Below are 24935 nucleotides of genomic sequence, written 5' to 3'. Positions count from 1 at the left end.
AGCGCAGGGCTAGGCGTAGATATCGTGCTCGGAGCCATAGATGGTATCCGAGCTATCGGCATGTTCTTCTAGCTGATTGACGCTCAGATAGGAGTCCTGGCCGGTGGCGGGGATATTGGAGGTCAAAAAGGCCAACACGGTGTCTACCACCAGGCGGTGGAGGCCTGCGGTGTTGGCCTCGCTGCTCATATCCACCCCCAGTATGGAATCCATGACCAGGGCATTGGTGGTGCCATACATGGCCAGGGACGCGATGAGGGTGAAGACGTCCTGCGCAGAAATTCCGGGGCGGAAGGCCCCCGCGTCTTGGCCAGTGAGCAGCAGTCGGTTCATGTGCAAAGTCAGCTCAGACAAGTCGGTACCCAGGCTCGGGGCCGTGGGCTGCGGGCCGTCTACCACGGAGGCTTGCGTGAGCAAACGCACGGCCTCCGGGTGGGTAACGTATTGGTGGAAGACAATATCAACGAGTTTGCGCACGCCTTCTACAGGCACTGCGGAATCGATTTCCATGTGGGCTACGTCCGGAGTTAGCTTGCGGGCTGCCTGCGTCAAGGCCTCGTGGTAGAGACCTTCCTTGTCCGCGAAGTAATAATGCACCATGCGCTTGGAGATTCCTGCCTCAATGGCAATGGCTTCGAGCTTGGTGGACGTGTATCCGCGCTGTGCGAAGTGCTTAAGCGCAATGTCAGCGATGCGCTGAGCAGTGACGTCGGCTGGAGGAGTCCCTCCCTGCGTGGCACCGTTTGCGGCTGTGTCTTCTGCTGCCATTGCGCTCGTTCCTTTCTATGAAAATTCCTGCCTATCCATGGTGCCCGAAAATTCGCGACATAGGTACTACAATTCCGAAATTAGGGGGTAGATCGGGGGCAAAATGTTCCGTTTGGGGGTATTTTGCTGTGATTTGTGCCGGATCTGGCTCCAAGAATGCTCGCAGGGGACCACACTGGGCACTGAAGAACTCTGCCCCCACATCCTAGGAGGAACATTTATGGTCGACACTCAGTCTACGCAACGCGTTACCGTCACCGGTGCGGCGGGAAACATTGGATACGCGCTGCTGTTTCGCATCGCCTCGGGGGACGTCTTCGGTGCGGACGTCCCGGTGGACCTGGTGCTGTTAGAAATTGAGCCAGCGCTTCCAGCAGCCCGTGGTGTGGCCATGGAGCTGGCAGACTCGGCATTCCCCCTGGTGCGCTCAATCACCGTGACCGCAGATTTGGAGGAGGCCTTCACCGGCACCACGGCGGCATTCTTGGTGGGATCGCGCCCGCGCACCAAGGGGATGGAGCGCGCGGACTTGCTCAATGCCAACGCAGAAATTTTTAGCGCCCAAGGAAAAGCGCTCAACCAATTCGCCGCCCGTGACGTTAAGGTGCTGGTGGTGGGCAACCCCGCTAACACCAATGCCCTCATTGCTTCCCGCAATGCCCCGGATTTGGATCCGCAGCAGTTCACGGCGTTGATGCGCCTAGACCACAACCGGGCACTGAGCCAGCTAGCCCAGCACCAGGGCGCCCAAAGTGTGGAGTATTCGCAGGTGGCCGTGTGGGGTAATCACTCGGCTTCCCAGTTCCCGGACCTCACCTTTGCACAGAGGGGTGGCGCCCCAGTGGAGGTAGAGACCTCCTGGTATACGGAGGAATTCATCCCCCGGGTGGCCAAGCGTGGAGCAGAGATCATTGAGGTGCGCGGGGCATCCTCGGCGGCATCGGCAGCCTCGGCGGCAGTGGACCACATGCATGATTGGGTACACGGTACGCAAGACTGGCGCACGGCAGCGGTGGTCTCCGACGGCTCCTACGGGGTCGAGGAGGGCCTGGTGTGCGGCTTCCCCACGGTGGCGCGTGACGGCCGCTGGCACATTGTGCAAGGATTGGAGCTCAGCGAATTCCAGCAGGAGCGGATTGCGGCATCGGTAGCAGAACTGCAAGCCGAGCGCGACGCTGTAGCCCACCTGCTGCCCTAAGGAATTAACGGCAGGGTAGAATCGGCCGGGTGACTGAGCATCCTAACGAGCAATCTACTGCCCAACCTAAAGAGCAACTCATCGGCACCAACCGGGCGCAGGCCCTGCCTAAGTCTTGGGAGCCCCAGACGGTAGAGCAGGACCTGTACCAGGGTTGGGTAGACGCCGGGTATTTCCAGGCGGATCCGGACTCGGATAAGCCAGCGTATTCCATTGTGTTGCCGCCGCCTAATGTCACCGGCCAGCTGCACATGGGCCATGCCTTGGACCACACGCTCATGGATTCGTTGATTCGCCGCAAGCGCATGCAGGGCTTTGCCACGCTGTGGCTGCCTGGTGCGGACCACGCGGGCATTGCTACCCAGAGCAAGGTGGAGGCCAAGCTCAAGGAGACCGAGGGGAAGTCCCGCTGGGATTATGACCGCGAGGACTTCATCGCTAAGGTCTGGGAGTGGAAAGAGCAATATGGCGGCACCATTCAAACGCAGATGCGCGCTATTGGTGACTCCGTGGATTGGTCCCGGGAGCGCTTTACCTTAGATGAGGGCCTCTCGCGCGCAGTGCAGACCATTTTTAAGATGCTCTACGATGAGGGCCTGATTTACCGCGCCAATCGCCTGGTGAACTGGTCACCGGTGCTAGAGACTGCGGTCTCTGATATTGAGGTCGTCTACAAGGATGTCGAAGGCGAGCTTGTCTCTATCCGCTATGGTTCTTTGGATGATTCCCAGCCGCACCTGGTGGTGGCCACGACCCGTGTGGAGACCATGCTGGGCGACGTTGCCATCGCAGTTCACCCGGAGGACGAGCGTTATCAGCACCTGATCGGCACCGAGTTTGCGCACCCGTTCCGCGAGGATCTCACACTCAAGGTCATTGCAGACGATTATGTGGACCGCGAGTTTGGCACCGGTGCGGTCAAAATTACCCCGGCGCATGATCCCAATGACTACGCGATGGGCCAGCGCCATAATCTAGATATGCCCAACATCATGGATGACACCGGGCATATTGCGAACACAGGCACCCAGTTTGATGGCCTGACGCGTGAAGAAGCCCGGGTGCAGATCCGGGAAGCGCTGCGGGAGCAGGGGCGCATTGTCAAAGAGATCCGCCCCTATGTCCACTCGGTGGGCCACTCGGAGCGCTCCGGGGAGGCCATTGAGCCGCGCCTGTCGCTGCAGTGGTTTGTTAAGGTAGAGCAGCTAGCGCAAATGTCTGGCGATGCCGTCCGCGCCGGCGACGTGCGCATCCACCCGGCCTCCCAGGAGCCGCGCTACTTTGAGTGGGTCGATGACATGCATGACTGGTGCATCTCCCGCCAACTGTGGTGGGGTCACCGCATCCCCATTTGGTACGGCCCGGAGCAGGCTGATGGCAGCCGCGACATTGTGTGCGTGGGCCCGGATGAGCAGGCCCCGGAGGGCTACGTCCAGGACCCGGATGTGCTAGACACCTGGTTCTCCTCTGCGCTGTGGCCATTTTCGACCATGGGCTGGCCGGAGGCCACCCCGGAGTTGGAGAAGTTCTATCCCACTAACGTGCTGGTCACCGGCTATGACATTTTGTTCTTCTGGGTGGCGCGCATGATGATGTTTGGCACTTTTGCTGCTAAGCACACCCCGGAGCTCCTGGGCCAGGGCGCCGATGGTCGCCCGCAGATCCCCTTCCAGGACGTCTACTTGCACGGCCTGGTGCGTGACGAGCAAGGCCGCAAGATGTCTAAGTCCCTGGGCAATGGCATTGATCCTATGGATTGGGTGCGCGACTACGGCGCGGACGCCTTGCGCTTTACCTTGGCACGCGGGGCCAATCCGGGCGTGGACTTGCCGCTGGGGGCTGATGCTGCGGCATCGGCACGCAATTTTGCCACCAAGCTATTCAACGCCACCAAGTTTGCCCTGATGAATGGTGCTGGCGTGGGCACGCTGCCGGACAGGGAACAACTCACCGACGCTGACCGCTGGATCCTTGACCGCGCCGAGCAGGTGCGCCAGCAGGTGGATGAGTACCTGGATAACTACCAGTTCGCCAAGGCCAGCGAGCTGCTGTACCACTTCGCGTGGGACGAGCTGTGTGACTGGTACGTTGAGATTGCAAAGACGCAGATTCCTCGCGATGGCCAGTCCACGCAGGGGCGCAACACCCAGATTGTGTTGGGCCGCGTCCTCGACGTGGTGCTGCGTTTGCTGCACCCGACCATGCCCTTTGTCACGGAGGTGCTGTGGAAGGCGCTTACGGGTAAAGACACCGTGGTTACCGCGCCGTGGCCCACTGCGGCGGACACCAATGGTGGGGCCAGCACGGATGAGGTAGCAGCCCGGCGTATAGCGGATGCCGATAAGCTCATTACCGAGCTGCGCCGCTTCCGCTCCGACCAGGGGGTCAAGCCCTCCCAAAAGGTCCCTGGACGCCTGGACTTTAGCGCCGTGGATCTGGCCGGCCAAGAAGAGCTGGTGCGCAACCTGGCTAATACCACTGTGCCCGGAGAGGATTTTGCAGTCTCTGCCACTATTGAGGTGCGCTTGAGCCAGGGCACCGTGGAGGTTGCTTTGGATACCTCCGGGGCCGTCGATGTAGCTGCAGAGCGTAAGCGTTTGGAAAAGGACCTGGCCAAGGCCAATAAGGAGCTGGAGCAGACCGCAAAGAAGCTGGGGAACGAGGCTTTCTTGGCTAAGGCCCCGGATGAGGTCGTGGCCAAGATTCGCACCCGCCAGCAGATTGCCCAGGAAGAAGTTGCGCGTATCGGTGCTCGCTTGGAGGCTTTGCAGTAGTGGTACGCCGCGAGGAGGACATTGAGGTCGTCGATGCGTTGGCCCTGGGTACTGAGGACTCGCCGGTAGAGATTACGGAGTCCGGCCTGACTCTCAACCTGGGTGAGCCCGCGCAGGTGGACGAAGAGGGCACAGTCAGAGAAGTCACGGCGCAGGACCTGGCGGCTTTGGCGGCGCTAGAAGCCCAGTGGGCTGCCCGCCCTCAAGACGACGCCCCCAATCCCAGTCTGGACCGCGTGCAGGCGCTGTTGGACCTGCTAGGCCACCCGGAGCAGGTCTTCGACGTTATCCACATCGCGGGTACCAATGGCAAGACCTCCACCGCGCGCATGGCGGACTCGCTGTTGCGTGCATTCCACCGTCGGGTGGGTCTGTTTACCAGCCCGAAGCTGACCTCGGTGACGGATTGCATAGTCATCGACGGCCAGAATATTCATCCCGCGGATGTGGTGGCTGCGTGGGAGGATATTGCCCCTTATGTTGCGATGGTGGACCAGCAGTATGCGGGCCAAGGCCAAGCGCCGTTGAGCACATTTGAGTTGCAGGTGGCGCTGGCTTTTGCATGCTTTGCCGATGCCCCCGTAGACGTCGCCGTGGTGGAAGTGGGCATGGGGGGCACCTGGGATGCCACCAACGTGGTCAATGCTGATGTGGCAGTCATTACCCCGGTGAGCCTGGAGCACCAGTCTTGGCTAGGGCAAACGTTGGGCGAGGTCGCGGCGCATAAGGCGGGCATAATCAAACCGCGCGTGGTGGCGGCTGATGACTTTGCTGGTCCGGCAGAAGACCTGGCTATCTTGGCGCCGCAGGAGCCTGAGGCCCAGCGGGTGCTGCTGGAGGCTGCCGTGTCTGCCGATGCCATGGTGGCGCGCGCTGGCAGTGAGTTCCACGTGGTGGAGCGCGCCGTGGCTGTGGGCGGGCAAGTGCTTACCCTGCGCGGTTTGGGAGGGGTCTATGACCAGGTTTTCTTGCCGTTGTCTGGGGCGCATCAGGCACTCAATGCCTCGGTGGCGCTGGCTGCGGTGGAGGGCTTCTTTGGCGCGCGGGCAGACCGCGGCCTGGATGTCGAGCTGGTGCGCCACGGCTTTGCCCAGGTGAGTGTGCCCGGGCGCATGGAACGGGTGCGCACAGACCCGGTGACGTTTGTGGATTCTGCACACAACCCGCACGGCGCAGCTTCACTGGCGGCGACGCTGCGGGAAGACTTCCACTTCCAGGGCGTGGTGGGCATAGTGAGCATTCTGCGCGATAAGGACGCCGCGGAGATCCTCACCCGCCTGGAGCCGGTGTTTGAGCAGCTGATTGTCTCACAATCCTCCTCGCCACGCGCGGTGCCGGCCCAGGAGCTAGCGGAGCTGGCTTATGACATTTTTGGCGACGAGCGCGTCCTGGTTACCCACTCACTGATTGAGGCCATGGATACTGCCATTAGCGTCATTGTCGAGGAGGTAGAGGAGGACGGCTGGGGTATTGTGGCCACTGGTTCTATCACCACGGCTGCGGAAATCCGCGCCATGTCCCAGCAGGGGAGCTGACAGCGTGGAAACTGTATGGTTGCTGACTAACCAGTGGCTGCGCTGGGAGCGCTTTGAGCAGCAGTTTGCTGCCCTTGGTGCTGCTGCGGCGGCCACCGGGAGGTTGCGCCTGCAGCGGGTGAGCAATGATTGGGTCGCGGCGCATGCGACTCAGCTTTCCAGGTCCGCCCTGCCCGCTGCAGTGCTGGTGATGGACAAGGATTTACCTGTGCTGCGCTTGCTAGAGGCCCGCGGCGTGCGGCTGATTAACAGTGCGCAGGCGGTGGCTGATTGTGATGACAAGCTCTACACTTTTGCCTCGCTAGCAGGCGCAGGCGTGGCGCAGCCGGATACGCTGGCGGTGCCACTGCATTATCAGCCACTCACGCGCGAGCAGTGGCGGAGCTCGGAATTCTCCCGGCAGGTGCGGGAGTTCTTGGGGTTTCCACTGGTGCTAAAGCACGCGGTCGGCTCGTGGGGTCAGGGCGTGTTTTTGTTGCACAGCGAGGAAGAACTTTTAGATCACTTGGCAGCTGCGCAGGGGCAGCGGTTGTTGGTGCAGCGCTATACTGCTAGCTCCCATGGGCAAGATACCCGGCTGTATATGGTGGGGCGGCGGTGCGTGGCGGCGATGGAGCGCAGGGGTGTGGGAGGAGATTTTCGCACTAATGTTACCGGTGGTGGCACGGCGGTGTCGGCCACGCCGAGTGACGGGCAGCTGCAGGCCGCGCGCACAGCTATGAAGGCATTGGGTTTGGAGATAGGTTCGGTGGATTTCCTAGGGGAGTTGGTGTGCGAAGTAAACTCCAACGCGCAGTTTATGACGCTGATGGAGGTCACCGGTTGCGATGTTGCCGCGCAGGTTATTGACTACGTAGCCAGGCAGGTAGCGCGGTAGACTTTGCAGCTGCTGCCAGCGCTGCGTGAGAGACTCTGACTGCGAGGAAGACCCAGGAAGACCCAGGAAGACGAGGAAGACTTTGAGCACATCACCACAACCCCAAGACCCTGCTGAACTTAGCCCCCTGGGCCTGGGCAGTGAGCCGGTGAAGGACCCGCTGAGGCAGTTCAACGGCATGGTGCTGGCTAATGGGCTGACCATGGAGGTCATCACCTTAGTGCTCGCGCTACCGGCACTGCGTATGGTCAATCAGGGCACGCTGTGGAACGGGCCCACCTTCATTGTGTTGGGTGCATTGTTGGCCTTTCACCTGGTGATGTTCGCCTTTATCCGCAGGCCGTGGGCGTTGGCGGCAATTTTGGGAGCCCAGATTGTCGGGGCGTTCGCCGGATTGTTTATTCACTGGTCAATTACCGCCATTATGGTGGTCTTCGCGCTGTTGTGGTTGCTGGCGGTATATCTGCGCTCAGTGTTGGTGGAGCGCATGCGTCGGGGTTATTTGACCACCCAGCACCTCAACACTGAAGGTTAGCGGCAGCTGCGGTAGGATGTGCCACATGACTGAACGTACTCTCATCCTGATCAAGCCGGACGGCGTTGCCAACGGCCACGTTGGTGAAATCATTGCTCGTATTGAGCGTAAGGGCCTGAAGCTGGCCGCTATGGATCTGCGCGTTGCAGACCGCGAGACCGCAGAAAAGCACTACGCGGAGCACGCAGACAAGCCCTTCTTCGGTGAGCTGGTGGACTTCATTACGTCTGCTCCGCTGGTGGCTGGCATTGTTGAGGGCGAGCGCGCCATTGAGGCCTGGCGTCAGTTGGCTGGCGGCACGGATCCGGTCTCCAAGGCCACTCCGGGTACCATCCGCGGTGACTTCGCTTTGACTGTGGGGGAGAACGTGGTGCACGGCTCTGATTCCCCGGAGTCTGCACAGCGGGAAATCGCCATCTGGTTCCCGAACCTCTAAAAACATGGCCCGCTGTGGCGCCCGGGTTAACGCGCCTGGGCGCTGAGGCAGTTGACCCCCAACGGGGTCAGCGTTGTGTGCCACTTGGGGGCGGCGGCATAGAGACCAATGCGCTCAGTGGCCAGAATGTCTAATTCCGTTAGCTCTTCGATGGCACCGGTGACCTCTTCAAGCGGAACGTCCAACAAGCGCGTGATCGCTTGGGCGGGGACCGTTCCGCCGTCCACTGCCCCCACCGCGCACAGCGCTGCTAACAACGGTCGGTGGCGCTGCGCGGCCTCTATGCGCGTGGCGGTGACTCCTTCGAGGCTGGGGTGGGCCAGGACTTGCCGCAGGCGCCGCTTGCCGATGCGCCGCTGCGACGTCAGCTGTAAGTGCAGGCCCCAGGGTGCCACCGTCGCAACGTAGAGCCCGCTGGCTGCGGCCTGCACGGCTAGTGGCAGCGACTCCCCGCTGGGGATGATGTCTTGCACGACATCGTGTAACACCGGGCCTGCGGCTAATGTGGCGATGAGCGCGACGAAGCTGTAGCGATACCACAGGCTATGGTCGCTGTCGCGGTATTCCTCGAATCTGGGGGCCACAAACTTTGGTGGGGCCGTGCGGTAAATCCACACCCCGGATGCGATAAAAGCAACTATTGCCAGCCCGATGGTGGCCACCGACTCCAGCACGCCACCTGCTATACCCACACCGATAGGCAGGCCCAGGGCGAACAGTTGCTGGGGGCTGAGCTCATTGCGGTGTTGGAATCGGGTGATTTCTGACATAGGGTGGCGTTCTTCTTTCAGCTCGCAGGCCACGTTGTGTGTAACACCATGCGGTATTGCAAGCGGTTGTGTGCAAAGATGGGAAACAGAGTCTGTGCCTAGATTATAGGTACTGCTCACAAGATTGTGCAGAATTTAACAAATTATCGCCTCGTGCGGCAGCTGCAGGAGAGCCCTGTATGCGCCCGGGGTGTGAGTGGACATGATGAGTGAAGCTATAAAGAAAAATATCTCCAACGTAGATCGGGCAGCGTTGCCGGAAAAAATCCGCGTCTATACCCTGGCCAAGCAGCTCAAAGTTGCCTCCAGTGAGCTGGTGGCAGAGCTGGAGCGCCTGGGCATCGGCAAGAAAGCTCCCCAGTCCGCGCTAACGGCAGCCGAGGTCAATGCCTTCCTGGATGCAGTGGAGGCCCAGGACGCCACCGGTGCGGACGACGTTGCTGAGGATAAGTTGCGCGAGCGTGTGCGCAAGAATGTGGACAATGAGATCTCCCAGATTGAGGAGAAGGTAGAAGCGCAACTGGGCACGGAGCTAGAGGCGGCAGATACGCAAGCCGAGCCCGCTGTGGACCTAGTGCCGGTCTTTCAGCCGCCGCAGCCGGTGGCTACCGCCGGCCGCACCCGCCGCAGGGCCCAGCGCAAAACCGTTTCCGTACCTCAGGCTGCCCCGGAGCCGCAGGCCGCGCCCGAGGTCAAGCCTGCTGTTGAGGTTATCGAGGAACCCAAGGCCATCCGCGGCTCTACGCGCATTGAGGCGCAGCGTCGGCGCCGTGTGGAAATGCGGGAGAAGGGCCGCGAGCGCCAGCACATTGTCAGCCAGGCGGAGTTCTTGGCCCGCCGCGAGTCGGTACAGCGCACCATGATTGTGCGCGAAAAGGCCCGCGCGGACGGCGCTGGTGTGGTCACCCAGGTGGGTGTGCTGGAGGATGACTTGCTGGTGGAGCACTTTGTTACCAGCGATTCCCAGGCGTCGATGATTGGAAACATTTATGTCGGCCGGGTCCAAAATGTGCTGCCGTCGATGGAGGCGGCCTTCGTGGATATCGGACAGGGACGCAACGGTGTGTTGTACTCCGGGGAAGTGGACTGGCGCGCCTCTGGCCTGGGTGGGCGCTCCCGCAAGATTGAGCACGCCCTGAAGTCGGGGGACATGGTGCTGGTACAGGTGACTAAGGATCCCGTGGGCACCAAGGGTGCGCGTTTGACCACTCAGATCTCCTTGCCGGGACGCTTTTTGGTCTACGTTCCCGGTGGGCACAACGCGGGGATTTCGCGCAAGCTGCCCGCTCCGGAGCGCAAGCGCCTGAAGGAGATTCTGGGCCGCGTGGTGCCCGCGCAGGGGGGTGCGATTATTCGCACCGCGGCAGAAAATGTGCCTGAGGAAGCCATCGCGGTAGACGTTAACCGTCTGCATAACTTGTGGCAGGACATCTATGAGCGCGGCGAGGAAGCTAAGCAGCGCAAGAATCCCCGGCCGGTTACTCTCTATGAGGAGCCGGACCTGCTGGTCAAGGTGGTCCGCGACTTGTTTAATGAGGACTTCCAGGACCTGATTGTCGACGGCAAGCGGTCGTTCAATGTGGTCAGCCACTATGTGCAGTCCATGGCCCCGGAGCTGGCAGATCGTGTGTCCAAGTTTGACCGCGACAGCCATGAGGGCAAGGACGCCTTCGAGCACTACCGCGTGGATGAGCAGCTGCATAAGGCACTAGCGCGCAAGGTATGGCTGCCTTCGGGCGGCACGCTGGTGATCGACCGCACGGAGGCCATGACGGTAGTCGATGTCAATACCGGTAAGTTCACCGGCTCCGGCGGCAACCTGGAGGAAACAGTCACCCGTAACAACCTTGAGGCCGCTGAAGAGATTGTGCGGCAGATGCGCCTGCGCGATCTGGGCGGGATGATTGTGGTGGACTTCGTGGACATGGTGCTGCCGGAAAACCAGGAGCTGGTGCTGCGCCGCCTCAAGGAGGCCCTGGGCCGGGACCGTACCCGCCACCAGGTATCCGAGGTCACGTCCCTGGGGTTGGTACAGATGACCCGCAAGCGTTTGGGTACCGGACTGGTAGAGACGTTCTCCACGGAGTGCGAGCACTGCCATGGCCGGGGGTTGATTATTCACGACTACCCGGTAGATGAAGCCGAGCAGGAGCGCACGAGTGGCCGCAGCAACACCCACCAGCAAGATCAGGAGCCGGAGCCCAAGGCCGATGAGGCAAAGCAGCAGCGCAAGCGCAGCCCACGTGAGGAGCGCTATGAAGAGCTGGCTTCTGCCGTGGTGGTTGTGGACGACGAGGAACAGCCTTCCCGGCGTCGCCGCCGGGGTGTGCGTGGTGCAGGCCGGGGCCGCAGCAGCGTGAGTGCTATCGAAGAGATCGCCTACGCCGCGGTGGACAACGCTGAGCGCAGCTATGAGCAGGCCGTAGAGGAATTTGAAAACTCCCCGCGGCGCAAGCGGCGCACTCGCGGCAATTCGCGTTCAGACCACCGCCCCCGCCCGGAGGATTTCGTCCAGGAAGCCCAGGAAGGCAAGTTCCAGGAAGGCAACGTCCAGGAATACAGGGGGCAGGACAGCCAGGAATCCCACGCGCGGCGTCGTCGGCGTGCGGTCCGGCGTGCCGATGCCCCCTCTAGTCGCCCTGCTGCCCCGGCCGCTAGCGAGCCTGCTAGCCGTGCCCCGGAGACGGTCAAGGCTACGCGGCCCCGGCGCCGCGCGGCGCGTCGCACCGCTAAATGATTCTGTGCTAGGGTCCGGTTTGGACAAAGTAGTCCTGACGGGGTAGTCTTTGACAGTCGCTGTTTAGGTGATAGAACTGCGCCTAAACGCTATGAATAGTCCAAGTCCATTCAGGGCCAGCTCCGGTTGGCCCTGAGCCGAGTTTAGATAAGGGGTAGCCCTCTATGTACGCGATCGTCAAGACCGGCGGCAAGCAGTACAAGGTTGCTGAAGGTGACCTCGTCAAGGTCGAGAAGATCGAGGGTGAGCCGGGTTCGTCCGTTGCTCTCACCCCGGTTCTGCTCGTCGATGGCGCCAACGTCAAGGCCAAGGCCGCTGACCTGGAGAAGGTTAGCGTTACTGCAGAGATCGTCGACCACGGCAAGGGTCCGAAGATTGACATCCTGAAGTACAAGAACAAGACCGGCTACAAGAAGCGTCAGGGCCACCGTCAGCCGCTGACCGTTTTGAAGATTACCGGTATTAAGTAAGCCCTAACCGGCTCGTATACCCCTAAAGGAGGGAAACCACATGGCACACAAGAAGGGTGCTTCCAGCTCCAGCAACGGTCGCGATTCTAACCCGAAGTACCTCGGCGTTAAGCGCTTCGGTGGTCAGCAGGTTAAGGCTGGCGAGATCATCGTGCGTCAGCGCGGCACCAAGTTCCACCCGGGTGAGAACGTTGGCCGTGGCGGCGATGACACGCTGTTCGCGCTCGAGGCTGGCTCTGTGCAGTTCGGCATCAAGCGTAACCGTCGCATCGTTAACATCGTTCCGGCTGAGCAGGTTGCTGCTGAGGCTTCCGCTTAAGAGCTTTTCCGGACTGTAGCCCCGCACCCTGGTGTGTGGGGCTACATGCGTTTTCCTAGCACCATCTAGCACCATCTAGATAATTTATATTCACTTTTCGGCCTGTAGTTTATGGCGGGCTGGGCTGTGTTTATCCTGGTTTATCCATCGCGCGCGCGGACAAAGGCTTCGCTTTAGCTGTGCGGAGCTTGTAAATGCGCTGGCAGGCGTTTTATTATGGCACTGTCAACTCGATTGCTGTGCGCTCGCACCTCCTTGGGGGCGGGTGTGGGTGCACCTCGTCCCAGGATTCCTGGGGGATAGGTAGACCATGTCTAAGTTCTCTATGCGCATTGCTGGCGCGGTAGCCGCCAGCGCCCTGACCATCGCCTGCACCGGATTTGCTGGGGCTCAAGAAATTGGCGGGGAGACCATTCCCCAACCCGCCACGCTGGAGCAAGCCAACCTGGTAAATAACGACGCCAACGTGAGCCTGACTATCCAGAAGTACCTGGGTGATCCAGGCCAGACGGACACCCCGCTGGGCGGTGTCCAGTTCAGGATTGAGAGGATCAACGGCGTTAATCTGAGCACCCAGGAAGGTTGGAAGAAGGCTGCGGAGCTCAAGGCGGAAACAGCCAACGACTTCACCGAAGTAGCCACGGTCACCACGGGAAATGACGGTACCGTCACCCTGCGCACCGAGGATAATGAAGACTTTACGGTGGGTCTGTACAAGATCACTGAATTGCAAAAGGAAGGCTATACCGCTGCTGCGCCCTTCCTGGTCGCCTTGCCGCACTCGGAAAACGGGCAGTGGTCCTATTCGCAAACGGTGAAGCCAAAGAACCAGAAGATCACCCCCACCAAGCAGGTCAAGGACACCGGCGTGACGGTAGGCGATAACCTGACTTACACCGTCAACGCCCCAGTGCCAGCTGGCGCCCTGACGCGGTTTAATGTGGAAGACCCACTGGTGGTCGGCCTGACCTATGTGGCTGATTCCGCCAAGATCTCCCTGGCCGGAGATACCACCAGCACGGCGCTCGCGGCCGAAGATTACACCATTAGCAATGAGGGAAACACGCTACGGGTGAACTTCACCGACGCTGGCCGCGCCAAGCTGGAAACTGCCCGTAAGTCCAGTCCGGCGCTTAAGGTCCTGGTGGAGTTCCAGGCCACGGTCTCTGAGCAGGCCATTAACGCCCAGGGCCAAATCACCAACACAGCTACCATTGAGCTACCCAACGACGCTATGGTAGACACCAACGGCGATGATCCGGCAACGGAGCAGGTCGAAAACAACCCGACGGCCACCACCTTCGGCACCTTGACCATTACTAAGACCACCACCAATGGGGATAAGAGCCTCAACGGAGCGGAGTTTGAGCTCTACCAGTGCACGGTCAATGAGGGCAAGGGCACCCTGGTGGGGCAAGCACTCAACGTTAAGCCAGCTGGGCAGGACAAACGCACCATCGCCACCACCGCAGGTGGTGACGCCCAAGGCGGTAACGCGACTGCGACCATTTCGAATATCCCACTGAGCTCTTTTGCCGCTGGCACCGGTGTGGAGGCCATTCAGTACTGCGTGCTCGAAACCAAGGCGCCGGAGGGCTATGTGCGCAACCCGGAGCCGCAGGTAGTTACTGCGGTGGAAGGACAGGCCCGGCAACTGGCAGTGTCTGTGGATAACCAGAAGAACTCCGTCCTGGGACAGCTGCCGGCTACCGGTGCGTGGGGCATTGTGTTGGTGTTCTTGCTCGGTCTGCTCCTGCTGGCCCGCGGTCTGTACACCTCGTACCAGGATTCGCGAGCTTAAGCCCGCACGTCTACCTAAAGCAACTGCTTATTGGCATCAGTGACCCAGATAGGAGGTAGCCGCACCGATGGGTGGCACGCGTCCTGCACGCTCTAAGCGCTCAGTGATCTACCTCCTGCTGGCGTTGCTGGTGTTTCTGACACCAGTGGTGCTCACCCTGGCGAAAAACTATGAGCAGCACCGCATTGCTCAGGAGTATTCGCGCACGGTGGCGCGGCTGCCAGAGCAGGTGCGCGCGGAAGAATTTGCCCGCGCCGCGCACTATAACGCCAACCTGCCGGAGGTAGGCGCGCCGGATCCGTGGATCAATGGAGTAGACGTTAATTCCCCGGCATACCAGGAGTACCAAAGCATTTTGTCTACCCTGGCGCCGATGGCCCGCCTGCGGGCCCCAGCGGTAGACCTGGATCTGCCGGTGTATCACGGTACCTCCACCAGCGTGCTTTCCCACGGGGTGGGCCACCTTTACGGCACGGCACTGCCGGTGGGAGGCGAAGGCACCCATGCGGTGCTCACCGGCCACACTGGCCTGGCCACGCTGACCATGTTCGATAATTTGACCCACCTGCGCGCTGGAGACGTATTTACTGTAGAGGTCATGGGCCAGGTGCTGGCCTATGAAGTCACGGGCACTGAGACAGTCTTGCCCCAAGACATTGACCGCATTGCCCCGGTGGCTGGACAAGACTTGCTTACCCTCGTTACCTGTACCCCTTATGGCATTAACTCCCACCGCTTATTGGTTCACGGCCAGCGCGTGGAGGCCCCTGGGCAGCTAGACCAGCGTTACTCCTCCCCGTGGCAATGGTGGATGACTATCGCTGTGGTGCTAGCAGTGTTGATTGTGCTCTACCTGCTGTGGTGGTCGCGCCGTCGCAAGCCTGCCCAACCCACAGCTGCAATTACCGCCGTGGGGGCTGTCCTGGCAGCAGGGCTAGCTACGGCCTCTCCTACCCCGGCCAGTGCCCAGGAGCTAGAGGTAGCCACGGAAGGCATCTCGGGGCAGTTTTCCGCAGCCCGGTTGGAAGGCTTTGCAGCAGACTCGGCCCAGCAGCTTGGGCAGGCCGTGCAGGCTAACCCCCGGTTGTTGACCTCAACACCTGGCTACACTTTGGGCCCAGAGCGCACCCAAAGCACCAATTCTCAGGGCGTGGCTACCTTCAGCAACCTAGAACCTGGGGTTTATGTGGTGCATGAACTCTCCGAAGCCACCGCACCCTTCCTAGCCTTGGTGCGGGCAGGCGAGCTCACCCGCGCTACCGCGAAGGCCACGCCCAATAGCATTAGCAAGACTGCACTGTCTACACAGGCCCGCCCGGGTGGGGAAGCGGTATTTCGCCTCAGCGCTACCGTGCCACCGGTGGATGCGAGCGGGCGCTTGCACCAGTATGTGCTCATCGACGAACTTGAGCCCCGGCTAGAGTTTGCGGGCGTGCGCCGGGCAGTTGTGCGCACCGTGGACGGGGAGAAGGCCTTGGAGCCAGCTCACTACACCGCCACCGTACGCAACGGAAACACCGTGGAGTTCTCCCTGACCGCGGCGGGGTTGGACAAACTCGCTGGCCTGCGACAAGGTCACCCGGAGACCACCGTGTCCATAGAGTTGCTCACGCGCGTGCGTGCCGATTCCGCCACGGACACCCCCTTGCGCAACACCGCCCACTTTGCCCCGGATGGCTACTGTCTTTCCCCGGAACAGGCAGGCTGTAGCGCGCCCGAGGCCTCCGGTGCGGTGACGGTGACGTGGGAACAAGGTAACCTGGCGCGCACTGGCGCTGGGGTGCGCGAGATTGTGCTGCTAGCTGTAGTCCTGCTGGGGCTGGGGCTGGTGCTGCGCAGGTCTAAGGAGGACCGCTAATGTCAGTTCGCGTAAGGCTATATCGGCTGCTGGTGTGGCTGATGGCACTCCTGCTCGTTATGGTGGCAGTGCCGGTGGCGCAAGCCCGTGACACCCAGGACCTGGAGGGTTGTGCCTACCGGCAGTCCACGGGGGCATCGGCAAGCTTAGCTAAAGAGCTGTGCTGGCTGGACTTTAGTGGTGCAACCTTTACTGGGGAGAAATGGTCCAAAAAGCTGGGGCGCTATACGCTGAGTTTTAACCTGCACCAGGTCCGTGGCCGGGATGACCAGGTCACCGTAGGCAACCGCGCCTGGGACCAGGCGGCATTCGGCCATGTACGCGATGGGGTCAGCACCTTTATTCCCTACCCGGGGGATAACACCCAACCGTTGATTAAGACTGACCAACAAGACAAATTGGGCAACCGCGAGGTCGCCGTCTTGTTGAGCGACATCACGCTGACGCAAGAAGACGGCACCGCCGTGAAGGACTTTTCGCTCTATGTCGCTGATGCTGAGGCCACCACGCACGATGACATTTTGAATATCTATCGCGAGTACCTCTACGTCCACGACGCCGGTGAGACCTCTGCGCTAAGCGCACAGCGTATTACCCCGGCCGGCTATGAATCGGCGTGTACCAGTGGATTTGGGCCCGGGTCCATTCGCCAGGCACCTGCCTACGGCATAGCCGGCGGTACTTATGGTTTTGTGTGTAACTCTGGAAGGTTGGACCGTGGCCAGCGCGTGGGCTCTTTCCTGGTCAAGGTCGACAGACCTGAGCAGCTGACCATTGGCACTATTTCGCCTTTCCACCAGGCCTTTGCTGTGGCCATTGCCCTGGGGCGTGCGGGCGGTGAGGTTGCCCAACAGCCTGCCGATGCCGCCTTCGAGTCCGCCTTGGCAGGTACCCCGACCTCCTTTGATTTCCACCTTTACACGCGCTTCAACGGCCGCGAGACCGAAATACCTACTACCGTGGGCCAGTACAGCAGCTACCTGCGCCAGGGGGACCTGGTTTTTCGCTCGACTGGGGATACAGCAGACTCGTCTACGGTGCTGCGGCGCTACCGTCCGGAGTGGACGTGTACCACAGAGACCCAGACCTTGACCATTACAGAGGGCTCGGTTCCGAGCGGCTATACCCTGCGCAATGACCCCAGCCAGGGCAGATCTGATTTGATCACCGCCAACGCGAACAATGATCCGCTCTACTGCCAGGTGCGCTGGATACCGCGCTTCCAACCAGCTAAGGTGCAGCTGAGCAAAAACGTTAAGGGCAATGCCCAGGATTTCCAAGAAGTCGCGCTGCGCACCTTTACCTTCAGCTATATCTGCCAACCGCCGCGCGGTTTTGCCCGCGCCTATCCGGGCCAGCAGCTGCGGGGGAGCGTGGTGCTGGCCAAGGGCGCGCAGGAAGAAATCGCCGGCTTGCCCGCGGGCTCGCAGTGCATTTTTGAAGAGGTTGACCCCAACTCTCAGCCCGGTGGGCAGGACCTGGAGTTGGACTGGAGCGTGGGCCGCAAGGGGAGCGGCAAGCTGCCGGCTACCTCAGTGACGTTGGTGGCAGGCGATAACCCGGTGCAAGCTACCAATACCTACAACTACCGCACGGGTACGGTGGCGCTGAGCAAGCACCTCGACGGTGAGGCTGCCGGTGACCTGAGTTACCCGCGCACCTACACCTTTTCGCTGACCTGCGATGGCACCCGGATTAGCCGCCGCGACATTGAATTGACAATTACCGGACCCGGCCAGACTGGGCGCACCGAAATCAGTGGGGTGCCGGTGGAACGCGATTGCTACCTGCGCCCGTTGACGGGGCTCACCCGTGAGGAAAGCCAGCGCTACAAGTTCACCGGGCGTACCGTGACTGTTGATGGCGCTGGGGTGGAGACCACCCAGGAAGGCCCATATAGTGGCAGCTATAAGCTGCGCGTACCAGATGGGGCTAACCCCACTCGCACCGTGGTGGACATTAGTGCAGCCTATGCCTACCACGTGCGAGATCTGAAGCTGGTGAAGGAATTGGCAGGCCCGGCTGCAGCGGCCCCGGAGGTGCGCAACCATGCCTTTACGGTGGCCGGTAAGTGTAGCTGGGGTAGTGGCGCAAAGGAGTTTAGGCAAGAGATTTTCAGCGAGGCACGCACTCCGCAGCCCGTGGTGATACCCGATGTTCCGGTGGGTGCGCAGTGCCTGGTGTGGGAGGAGGACGCAGATGTAGCCGGTGTGCGGCTGCTTTCTACCACCGTGCGGGGCTCCGATGCCAACGATCAAGCCCGCACGTTGAGCAACCAGCAGGCGCGTACCCAGCCGGTGATCACCATTAGCCCGGCGGTGGACTCTACCCAAAACCGCGTGGTGCTGCGCAATACCTATGACTACCAGCTGGGTACGGTCTCTGTGCGCAAGCTGGTGGTTAACAATGTCACCGGGGTGGAGGTTCCAGACACCTTTACCTTCAACTATCATTGCGGCCAGCGCGCGGTGCTTAACCCCAACGGCAATGTCGAAGCCGTGGAGCTGCGCGGCACCGTGGAGGTGCCCGCGGGCCAAGCCCGCACGCTAGATGTCCAGGTGCCCTACGGCAATACCTGTACGTTTACGGAAAATGCCCCGAGCCTGCATGGCTCCGGCGTGGCCTGGAGCAGCGATGTGGCTAGTGCGGAAGTGACCGTGGGTGCACCCACCCAAGAAGTGCGGGTGACTAATACCTTTGACCCAGTGGGCCAGGGGCTGACGGTCATCCACCAGGTGCGCAGCCACCCGGAGCTGGCGCGCCCGGTGGAGTACTCCCTGGAGTGCACCACGGAGCAAGGCCGCCCCATCGATTTGGGCCAGCACGCCAGGTTTAGCTTGGACGCCACCACAGCTGTGCATAAGGTGCCGGCACAGCTGTTGCCTGCGGGCAGCCAGTGCTCCCTGGCAGAAGCTAGCCCCGAGCCGGGGCAGCGAAATGGTGATGGTGGGGAGTTTCCCATATCCCGTGCCTCACGGTTGCAGGTTGGCGAGGACGACCGCGAGTTTGCGGCTGCCAACCGGGTGGTAGTCGGTGAGGCCACCGTGGCTACCGTGTCCCACAGCTATGACTACGTCTATGCCGGGGTGTCAGGCACCAAGGAGGTCGCCTTTGACCCGGCCACCGCGCAATATATTCCCCAGGTGCGGCAGCAGGAAAAACGCGAGCGCGAGTTTAACGTCAGCCTGCGCTGTACCTTCCCGCTGGGCGGGGCGCCCACCCAGGTTGGGACCACTATTACTGATGGTGGAACCGTGGACTTTGGGCGTTTCCCCATTGGCTCGCAGTGCGAGGCCGCAGAGGCCACCAGTAGTACGGCCGCGGGCATTGAGCTAGACCGCCAAGTCCGGGTCAATGGCCGCAGTGAGCCGGTGCGCCAACAGTTGCGCCTGGGGGCGGATACTCGGGTGGAGTTCCTCAACACCTATTCGCGCCAGTTGGCCCCAGTGACGGTGAATAAGGTGGCGCGGATCCCGGGCGATATTACCGGCCATTATGCGCGCGCTGGCAAGCAGATTGGCTTCCACACCCATACCTTTACCTTGGAGTGCTGGGACCCCGTGCAAGATTTGCTTGCCGATGCCCCCTTATTACGCCGCACCGGTACCATCACCGGCCCAGGCACGCACACCTTCTCTGAGGTGCCCGTGGGTCTAGAGTGCCACCTGCGTGGGGATAATTTTGGAGATCTCTTCCTGGAACTGCCGGAAGAAAACCTCCAGGCCACTTTACGGCCCAGTTCCGTGGACTGGGTGGTGGATAAAAACGATGGCACCGCCCAGGAAGACACAGACCTGGATAATGATGTCACCGACTCGCAGTTCTTTGCCATTACCGCCGATGGTGAAGTCGTGGACCTCATTAATAACTATGAGTACGTCACCACGCGGCTGCGCATGAGCAAGGAAGTAGTGGCCGCCCCGGCTGACTTTGCGCTGTTGCGCCGGGAGCAGGAGTTTGCCTTCACCCAGCAGTGCAAGGGTGTGGGCTATGAGCACTCCACCATTGGCGTGGGCAATCGCACCCTGCCCGCAACACTGCGCCTGGCGGATTTCCGCAAGACCGGTAGCCGCGACGGCAAGGACGTCTACACCTATACCTCCCCGGAGGTCGAAGTCCCGTTGGGCGCCTGGTGTACCTTTAGTGAGTCCACCCCGGCTGGCTTGCCAGCACAACTGCAGTGGCAGGCCCCGCCAGCGGTGGAACAACGCGCGGATGGCACCGCCAGCTGGGACTTTAGCAATGTCTTTACCCGCCGCCTTGCCCCAGTACGTTTTGTACACACCCACACCGGCTACCTCACGGGCGCTGATGAGGCCGGCTATACCGGCACCGTGCGCTGTGGCGATGCCACCTGGACTATTCGCCGCAGTCTGCAAGAGGCCACCGCCGCTAACGCGGAGGTCCTTGAACTGCCAGTAGACGTGGAGTGCCAGTGGGATATTTCTGCTAGCCCAGCTCTGCGGCCTAACCCCAACCTGGAAGTCACCGCGGGCGCGCGCACGCCGCTGATATCCTTCGGCCAGCCCGCGCAGACCCTGCCGCGCCCGCAGGAGGTCACCGCGGCGATGAAGCAGACCACCTTCGACTTCCACGTTCCGGTCGCCGATTCCGCATTGACGCTGAGCGCCGAGGCCATTTTCTTGCGCGACCGCATGAACGTGGTCCTAGAAAAGCAAGAAGTAGGCGGCCAAGGCCAGGACTATGATTTCCACACCACCTGCGGCACTGTGGATGGCCGCCAGGACTTCCGCATGCGCGCCGGGCAGCGGGTCGTCATCGAAGATATTGTGGTCAACCAGGACTGCCAGCTCTATGAGCGCAGCGGCGCCATCTTACAATTAGGCGAGTTAGCCCCGGATACCCGCTTGGCTAATGCTCGTGCGGAGAAGGATTTCTTGGCCTACCGCGTCTTGCCGGTTGCCGATGCCGCCGATACCACCACTGGTTCCGATTCCGCCGCCGCTGCCCGGTGGACTCTGGTGGCGCGCAATGTCTTCCCCCGCTTGAGTCTGGACAAGAACATCGCGGGGCCCACGGTGGGTGGGGTGACCATCTTGCCCAATGGTGCCACCACCATGGAAGTGACCTATACCGTGACTAATACCGGTGGCACTGGGGTGCGCGACCTGGTGCTTAGTGACCCGCAGGTAGGCGAAGTTGGCAGGATTGAGCACCTCGAAGTCGGCCAAAGCCGCCAGTTCACAGTGACGGTGGATATTTCTGCCACCCCTCGGGGCAGGATTGAATCCACCGCGACGGTTAGCGGGGTGCCAGATCTCGGCGGGGAAGTCAACGCGAGTGCTACCGCCGCGGCACTGCGGCTGAGTAGCGTATTACCAGAAACCGGCCAACGCGCCCTGGTGCTGGTGCTTTTGCTGGGCCTAGCCGCAGCACTCTATGGCTTGTACCAGCGGAGAAACCGTGACTAAGCGCCGTTCCTGGGTGTGGATCCTGCTGGGGATAGTGCTGTTGGCCTATCCCATCGTGGCCACGCTGTGGAATGACGCGCAACTAGAAAAGAGTGCGCGCGCCTACCGCGAAGAGGTTGAGACCATTGAGCCACCGGCGGAACTTGAGCGGCTGTGGCGCCAGGCCCAGGACTATAACGCGAGCCTGGAACACCACGCGCTGCCACCGGAGGAGACCTCCCCGGGCTTTGCCGAATACCTCGATACGCTCAATGCCCCGGAGACCGGCGGCAAGATGGCCCGCATTAGCATCGAGGCCATCGGAGTGGATCTGCCGGTCTACCACACCACCCGCCCGCAGGTGCTCTACCACGGGGCCGGGCACATGTTTGGCTCAGACCTCCCCGTGGGCGGGGAGGGCACCAACACGGTGATTACCGCGCACACCGGAATGGTCAATGCCTCCATGTTTGACCATTTGCCGCTGCTCAAAGAAGGTGACTTGGTCACACTAGAGGTCCTCAACCACACTTTGTACTACGCCGTGACTGGCCGTACGGTGGTAGCCCCGGACCGCTGGGAGGCGGTGACCTATGAGAGGGGCATCGACAAGCTGACGCTGATTACCTGCACACCCTATGGCATCAACAGTGACCGGCTGCTGGTGGAGGCCCACCGGGTGCCGGGGCCACAGGAACAAACCCGCCGGGCATGGCGGCTGAGTTGGTGGATGGTGGCAGACCTGGTGGCCATCGCCGTGGTGCTGGTGCTGTGGATCTTCCTGGAGCGGCGCAAGCGCTAGACTAGTGGCTTGATTGTTTGGGAAGTGATGGAGAGGATTCATGGCACGTTTTATTGACCGCGTGGTGTTGCACCTGCAGGCCGGCGATGGCGGGCACGGCTGTGCATCCGTTCATCGCGAAAAATTCAAGCCGTTGGGCGGGCCTGATGGCGGCAATGGCGGCCATGGCGGCGACATCATCTTGGAGGTCTCTCCGCAGATCCATACGCTGATGGACTTCCACTACCGCCCCCACATCAAAGCTGGCCGCGGTGGCAACGGTGCCGGGGATTGGCGCAATGGCGCGCGCGGGGAGGACCTGATTTTGGAGATCCCCGCCGGTACGGTGGTCTACTCCGAAGCTGGGGAGATGCTCGCGGATCTCACGGTGCCGGGGACGCGTTTTATTGCTGCCGAGGGCGGCTTTGGTGGCTTGGGCAACGCGGCGCTGGCTTCAGCGCAGCGCAAGGCCCCCGGCTTTGCGCTCCAGGGCGAGCCTGGTCAGGCCCATGACCTGGTGCTCGAGCTAAAGTCTATGGCGGATGTGGGGTTGGTGGGCTTCCCTTCAGCCGGCAAGTCCTCGCTGATCTCCGTACTTTCTGCCGCTAAGCCCAAGATTGGGGATTACCCCTTCACCACCCTCCAGCCCAACTTGGGCGTGGTGGACATGGGCTATGAGTCCTTCACGGTGGCGGACGTGCCGGGGTTGATTCCGGGGGCATCGGAAGGCAAGGGGTTAGGCCTGGACTTCCTGCGCCACATTGAGCGCACTGCGGTGCTGGCACACGTGGTAGACGTGGCCACCCTGGAGCCGGGCCGGGACCCCCTGTCTGACATTGAGGCCCTGGAAAAGGAGCTGGCCAACTACCAGGAGCTGCTGGAACAAGACACGGGCCTGGGGGACTTGCGCCAGCGCCCGCGCATCATTGTGCTGAATAAGGCAGACATCCCGGAAGCTGAAGAGCTCGCGGAATTTGTCAAAGGCGACCTGGAAGAAAAGTACGGCTGGCCGGTCTTTATTATCTCCGCGGTGGCCCGTAAGGGCCTCGAGCCGCTGAAGTATAAGCTGTTGGAGCTGGTGCAGGCCCACCGCAAGGCGCAGCCGAAGGTGAAGGCGGATAAGGAGCACACGGTCATCCGCCCGCAGGGCAAGCACAAGGGCTCCTTCGCACAGTTCACCGTTACCCCGGACCCGCAGGTTCCTGGCGGCTTTGTGGTCGAGGGTGAGAAAATTGAGCGCTGGATTATCCAAACCGACTTCGAAAACGATGAGGCCATCGGCTACCTCGCGGACCGCCTGGCCAAGGCCGGGGTGGAAGATGAGCTGCGCAAACTCGGCGCGGTAGAAGGCTGCCCGGTAACCATCGGCGATATTACCTTTGAGTGGGAGCCGATGACCGGCGGGGAGGCCACCCACGCTGGCCGCGGCCAAGACGGCCGCCTGCTGGGTGGCAACCGGGTCTCTGCCGCGGAGCGCAAGCGTGCCTCCCAGGCCCGCCGTGGTCTAGTGGACGAGTACGACTTTGGCGATGAAGCCGAGCTGACCCGCGAGCAAGCCAACCGGGACCGCTGGCAGGGATAATGCGCGAACAGTTATCTGCGGCCCGGCGCATTGTGGTCAAAATTGGTTCTTCTTCCTTGACGGGTGCGGACTTGCGTACTGATAAAGCGAAGATCGACAGGATTGTGGATGCCGTCTGTGCCCGGGCGCAGCGCTCTGATGTGATTGTGGTCTCCTCCGGGGCCATTGCTGCTGCTCTGGGGCCGCTGGGGCTTAACCAACGGCCTGCTGATCTGGCTACCCGCCAGGCGGCTGCCGCGGTGGGGCAGGTGAGTCTGGCGTATGAGTGGGGCGTGTCCTTCGCCCGCCACCAGCGGGCGGTGGGGCAGGTGCTGCTCACGGCATCAGACGTGGGGCGCCGGGACCGGGCCCGCAACGCGCAGCGGACCCTGGAGCGCCTGCGACAGCTGGGCGTGGTGCCGATTGTTAATGAAAATGACACGGTGGCTACCTCTGAGGTGCACTTTGGGGACAATGATCGCCTCTCTGCTTTGGTTGCCAACCTGGTGGGTGCGGATGCGCTCTACCTGTTCTCGGATGTCGACGGGCTCTATGACAAAAACCCGGCGGCGGGCGATGCCCGCTTTATTCCGGAGGTGCGCTCCAGCGCGGATCTGGCGGGGGTGGTGGCCGGTGATGGCGGGCGCGTGGGCACCGGCGGCATGGCCACCAAGGTTTCTGCCGCGGGACTGGCTACCCGGGGCGGCATTCCCGTCCTGCTGGCCAGTGCCGCCGACATTGATGCCGCCTTGGCCGATGCCTCCGTGGGCACCGTCTTCCACCCCCAGCCAGGCAAGCCGTTGTCTGCCTGGAAGTTCTGGGCGCTCTACTGCGCCGATAGCGGTGGGGCGTTGCGCCTGGATGCTGGTGCAGTCGCAGCCGTGACCGCGGGCGGTGCTTCGCTGCTGGCGGTGGGAATCACGGAGGTCATCGGCGAGTTTCATGCCGGGGAAATCGTGGACATCCTAGGACCGGACGGCGAGATCGTTGGCCGCGGGGAAGTAGGCTACGACGCCCAGGAGCTGCGGCCCCTGCTAGGCCAGCGCTCGCAGCGCCCCGTCATCCACGCCGATTACCTGTCCAATTACGCCTCCCGCGCCTAGG

17 protein-coding genes are annotated in these 24935 nt (G+C 61.6%); 15 read left to right on the top strand and 2 right to left on the bottom strand.

Annotated elements, in window-relative coordinates:
• Positions 1-9: 9 nt before the first annotated feature.
• Entirely contained in the window at positions 10-768 is a 759-nt protein-coding gene (locus G7Y31_RS08935; RefSeq protein WP_165009500.1) for a TetR/AcrR family transcriptional regulator, read from the bottom strand.
• A 220-nt stretch (positions 769-988) separates the two neighbouring features.
• Between G7Y31_RS08935 and G7Y31_RS08930 the strand changes: the two genes are divergently transcribed.
• The 6 genes from G7Y31_RS08930 (at position 989) to ndk (ending at position 8123) form a co-directional block, all read left to right on the top strand.
• Positions 989-1966, top strand: coding sequence for a malate dehydrogenase (locus G7Y31_RS08930; protein ID WP_165009498.1), 978 nt, complete (start codon positions 989-991; stop codon positions 1964-1966).
• A gap of 29 nt (positions 1967-1995) precedes the next feature.
• The gene (locus G7Y31_RS08925) at positions 1996-4740 is read left to right on the top strand and encodes a valine--tRNA ligase (RefSeq protein WP_196823557.1); all 2745 of its coding nucleotides are present in this window, start codon (positions 1996-1998) and stop codon (positions 4738-4740) included.
• Complete coding sequence (locus tag G7Y31_RS08920; protein ID WP_165009497.1) at positions 4740-6275, top strand: bifunctional folylpolyglutamate synthase/dihydrofolate synthase; 1536 nt, start codon at positions 4740-4742, stop codon at positions 6273-6275. The genes G7Y31_RS08925 and G7Y31_RS08920 overlap by 1 nt, the downstream gene beginning before the upstream one ends.
• Before the next feature lie 4 nt (positions 6276-6279).
• The gene (locus tag G7Y31_RS08915; RefSeq protein ID WP_165009495.1) at positions 6280-7152 is read left to right on the top strand and encodes an ATP-grasp domain-containing protein; all 873 of its coding nucleotides are present in this window, start codon (positions 6280-6282) and stop codon (positions 7150-7152) included.
• Positions 7153-7234: 82 nt separating this feature from the next.
• Positions 7235-7687 carry a DUF4233 domain-containing protein gene (locus tag G7Y31_RS08910; protein WP_235922976.1) on the top strand — a complete coding sequence of 151 codons (453 nt, stop codon included), beginning with the start codon at positions 7235-7237 and terminating at the stop codon, positions 7685-7687.
• A 25-nt stretch (positions 7688-7712) separates the two neighbouring features.
• Positions 7713-8123, top strand: a complete 411-nt coding sequence (gene ndk, locus G7Y31_RS08905) for a nucleoside-diphosphate kinase (RefSeq protein WP_165009493.1) — start codon at positions 7713-7715, stop codon at positions 8121-8123.
• Positions 8124-8149: 26 nt separating this feature from the next.
• On the opposite strand, the gene G7Y31_RS08900 is transcribed toward ndk, so the two are convergent.
• Entirely contained in the window at positions 8150-8893 is a 744-nt protein-coding gene (locus G7Y31_RS08900; RefSeq protein WP_165009491.1) for a hypothetical protein, read from the bottom strand.
• A 205-nt stretch (positions 8894-9098) separates the two neighbouring features.
• On the opposite strand from G7Y31_RS08900, the gene G7Y31_RS08895 reads away from it, so the two are divergent.
• From G7Y31_RS08895 to proB, 9 genes are all read left to right on the top strand, one after another.
• Positions 9099-11630, top strand: a complete 2532-nt coding sequence (locus G7Y31_RS08895) for a translation initiation factor IF-2 N-terminal domain-containing protein (RefSeq protein WP_244977368.1) — start codon at positions 9099-9101, stop codon at positions 11628-11630.
• A gap of 164 nt (positions 11631-11794) precedes the next feature.
• Positions 11795-12100, top strand: coding sequence for a 50S ribosomal protein L21 (rplU, locus tag G7Y31_RS08890; protein ID WP_165009487.1), 306 nt, complete (start codon positions 11795-11797; stop codon positions 12098-12100).
• A gap of 40 nt (positions 12101-12140) precedes the next feature.
• The gene (gene rpmA / locus G7Y31_RS08885; protein ID WP_165009485.1) at positions 12141-12419 is read left to right on the top strand and encodes a 50S ribosomal protein L27; all 279 of its coding nucleotides are present in this window, start codon (positions 12141-12143) and stop codon (positions 12417-12419) included.
• 310 nt (positions 12420-12729) lie between these two features.
• Entirely contained in the window at positions 12730-14220 is a 1491-nt protein-coding gene (locus tag G7Y31_RS08880; RefSeq protein WP_165009483.1) for a SpaH/EbpB family LPXTG-anchored major pilin, read from the top strand.
• A gap of 67 nt (positions 14221-14287) precedes the next feature.
• Positions 14288-16078 carry a class C sortase gene (locus G7Y31_RS08875; protein ID WP_165009481.1) on the top strand — a complete coding sequence of 597 codons (1791 nt, stop codon included), beginning with the start codon at positions 14288-14290 and terminating at the stop codon, positions 16076-16078.
• Positions 16078-21510 (top strand): DUF5979 domain-containing protein, encoded by a 5433-nt coding sequence (locus tag G7Y31_RS08870; RefSeq protein ID WP_165009479.1) that lies wholly within the window; start codon positions 16078-16080, stop codon positions 21508-21510. Before G7Y31_RS08875 ends, G7Y31_RS08870 begins: the two co-directional genes overlap by 1 nt.
• Complete coding sequence (locus G7Y31_RS08865) at positions 21503-22291, top strand: class C sortase (RefSeq protein WP_165241659.1); 789 nt, start codon at positions 21503-21505, stop codon at positions 22289-22291. Before G7Y31_RS08870 ends, G7Y31_RS08865 begins: the two co-directional genes overlap by 8 nt.
• Positions 22292-22331: 40 nt before the next feature.
• The gene (gene obgE, locus G7Y31_RS08860; protein WP_165009475.1) at positions 22332-23852 is read left to right on the top strand and encodes a GTPase ObgE; all 1521 of its coding nucleotides are present in this window, start codon (positions 22332-22334) and stop codon (positions 23850-23852) included.
• A complete protein-coding gene (gene proB, locus G7Y31_RS08855; RefSeq protein WP_165009473.1) occupies positions 23852-24934 on the top strand; it encodes a glutamate 5-kinase in 1083 nt (360 codons plus the stop codon). The genes obgE and proB overlap by 1 nt, the downstream gene beginning before the upstream one ends.
• Position 24935 lies beyond the last annotated feature (1 nt).

The sequence above is a fragment of the Corynebacterium lizhenjunii genome (assembly GCF_011038655.2).
GTDB classification, from domain to species: domain Bacteria; phylum Actinomycetota; class Actinomycetes; order Mycobacteriales; family Mycobacteriaceae; genus Corynebacterium; species Corynebacterium lizhenjunii.
The sequence above is the reverse complement of the archived record's forward strand: the minus strand, read 5'-3'. Positions and strand labels throughout refer to the sequence as shown.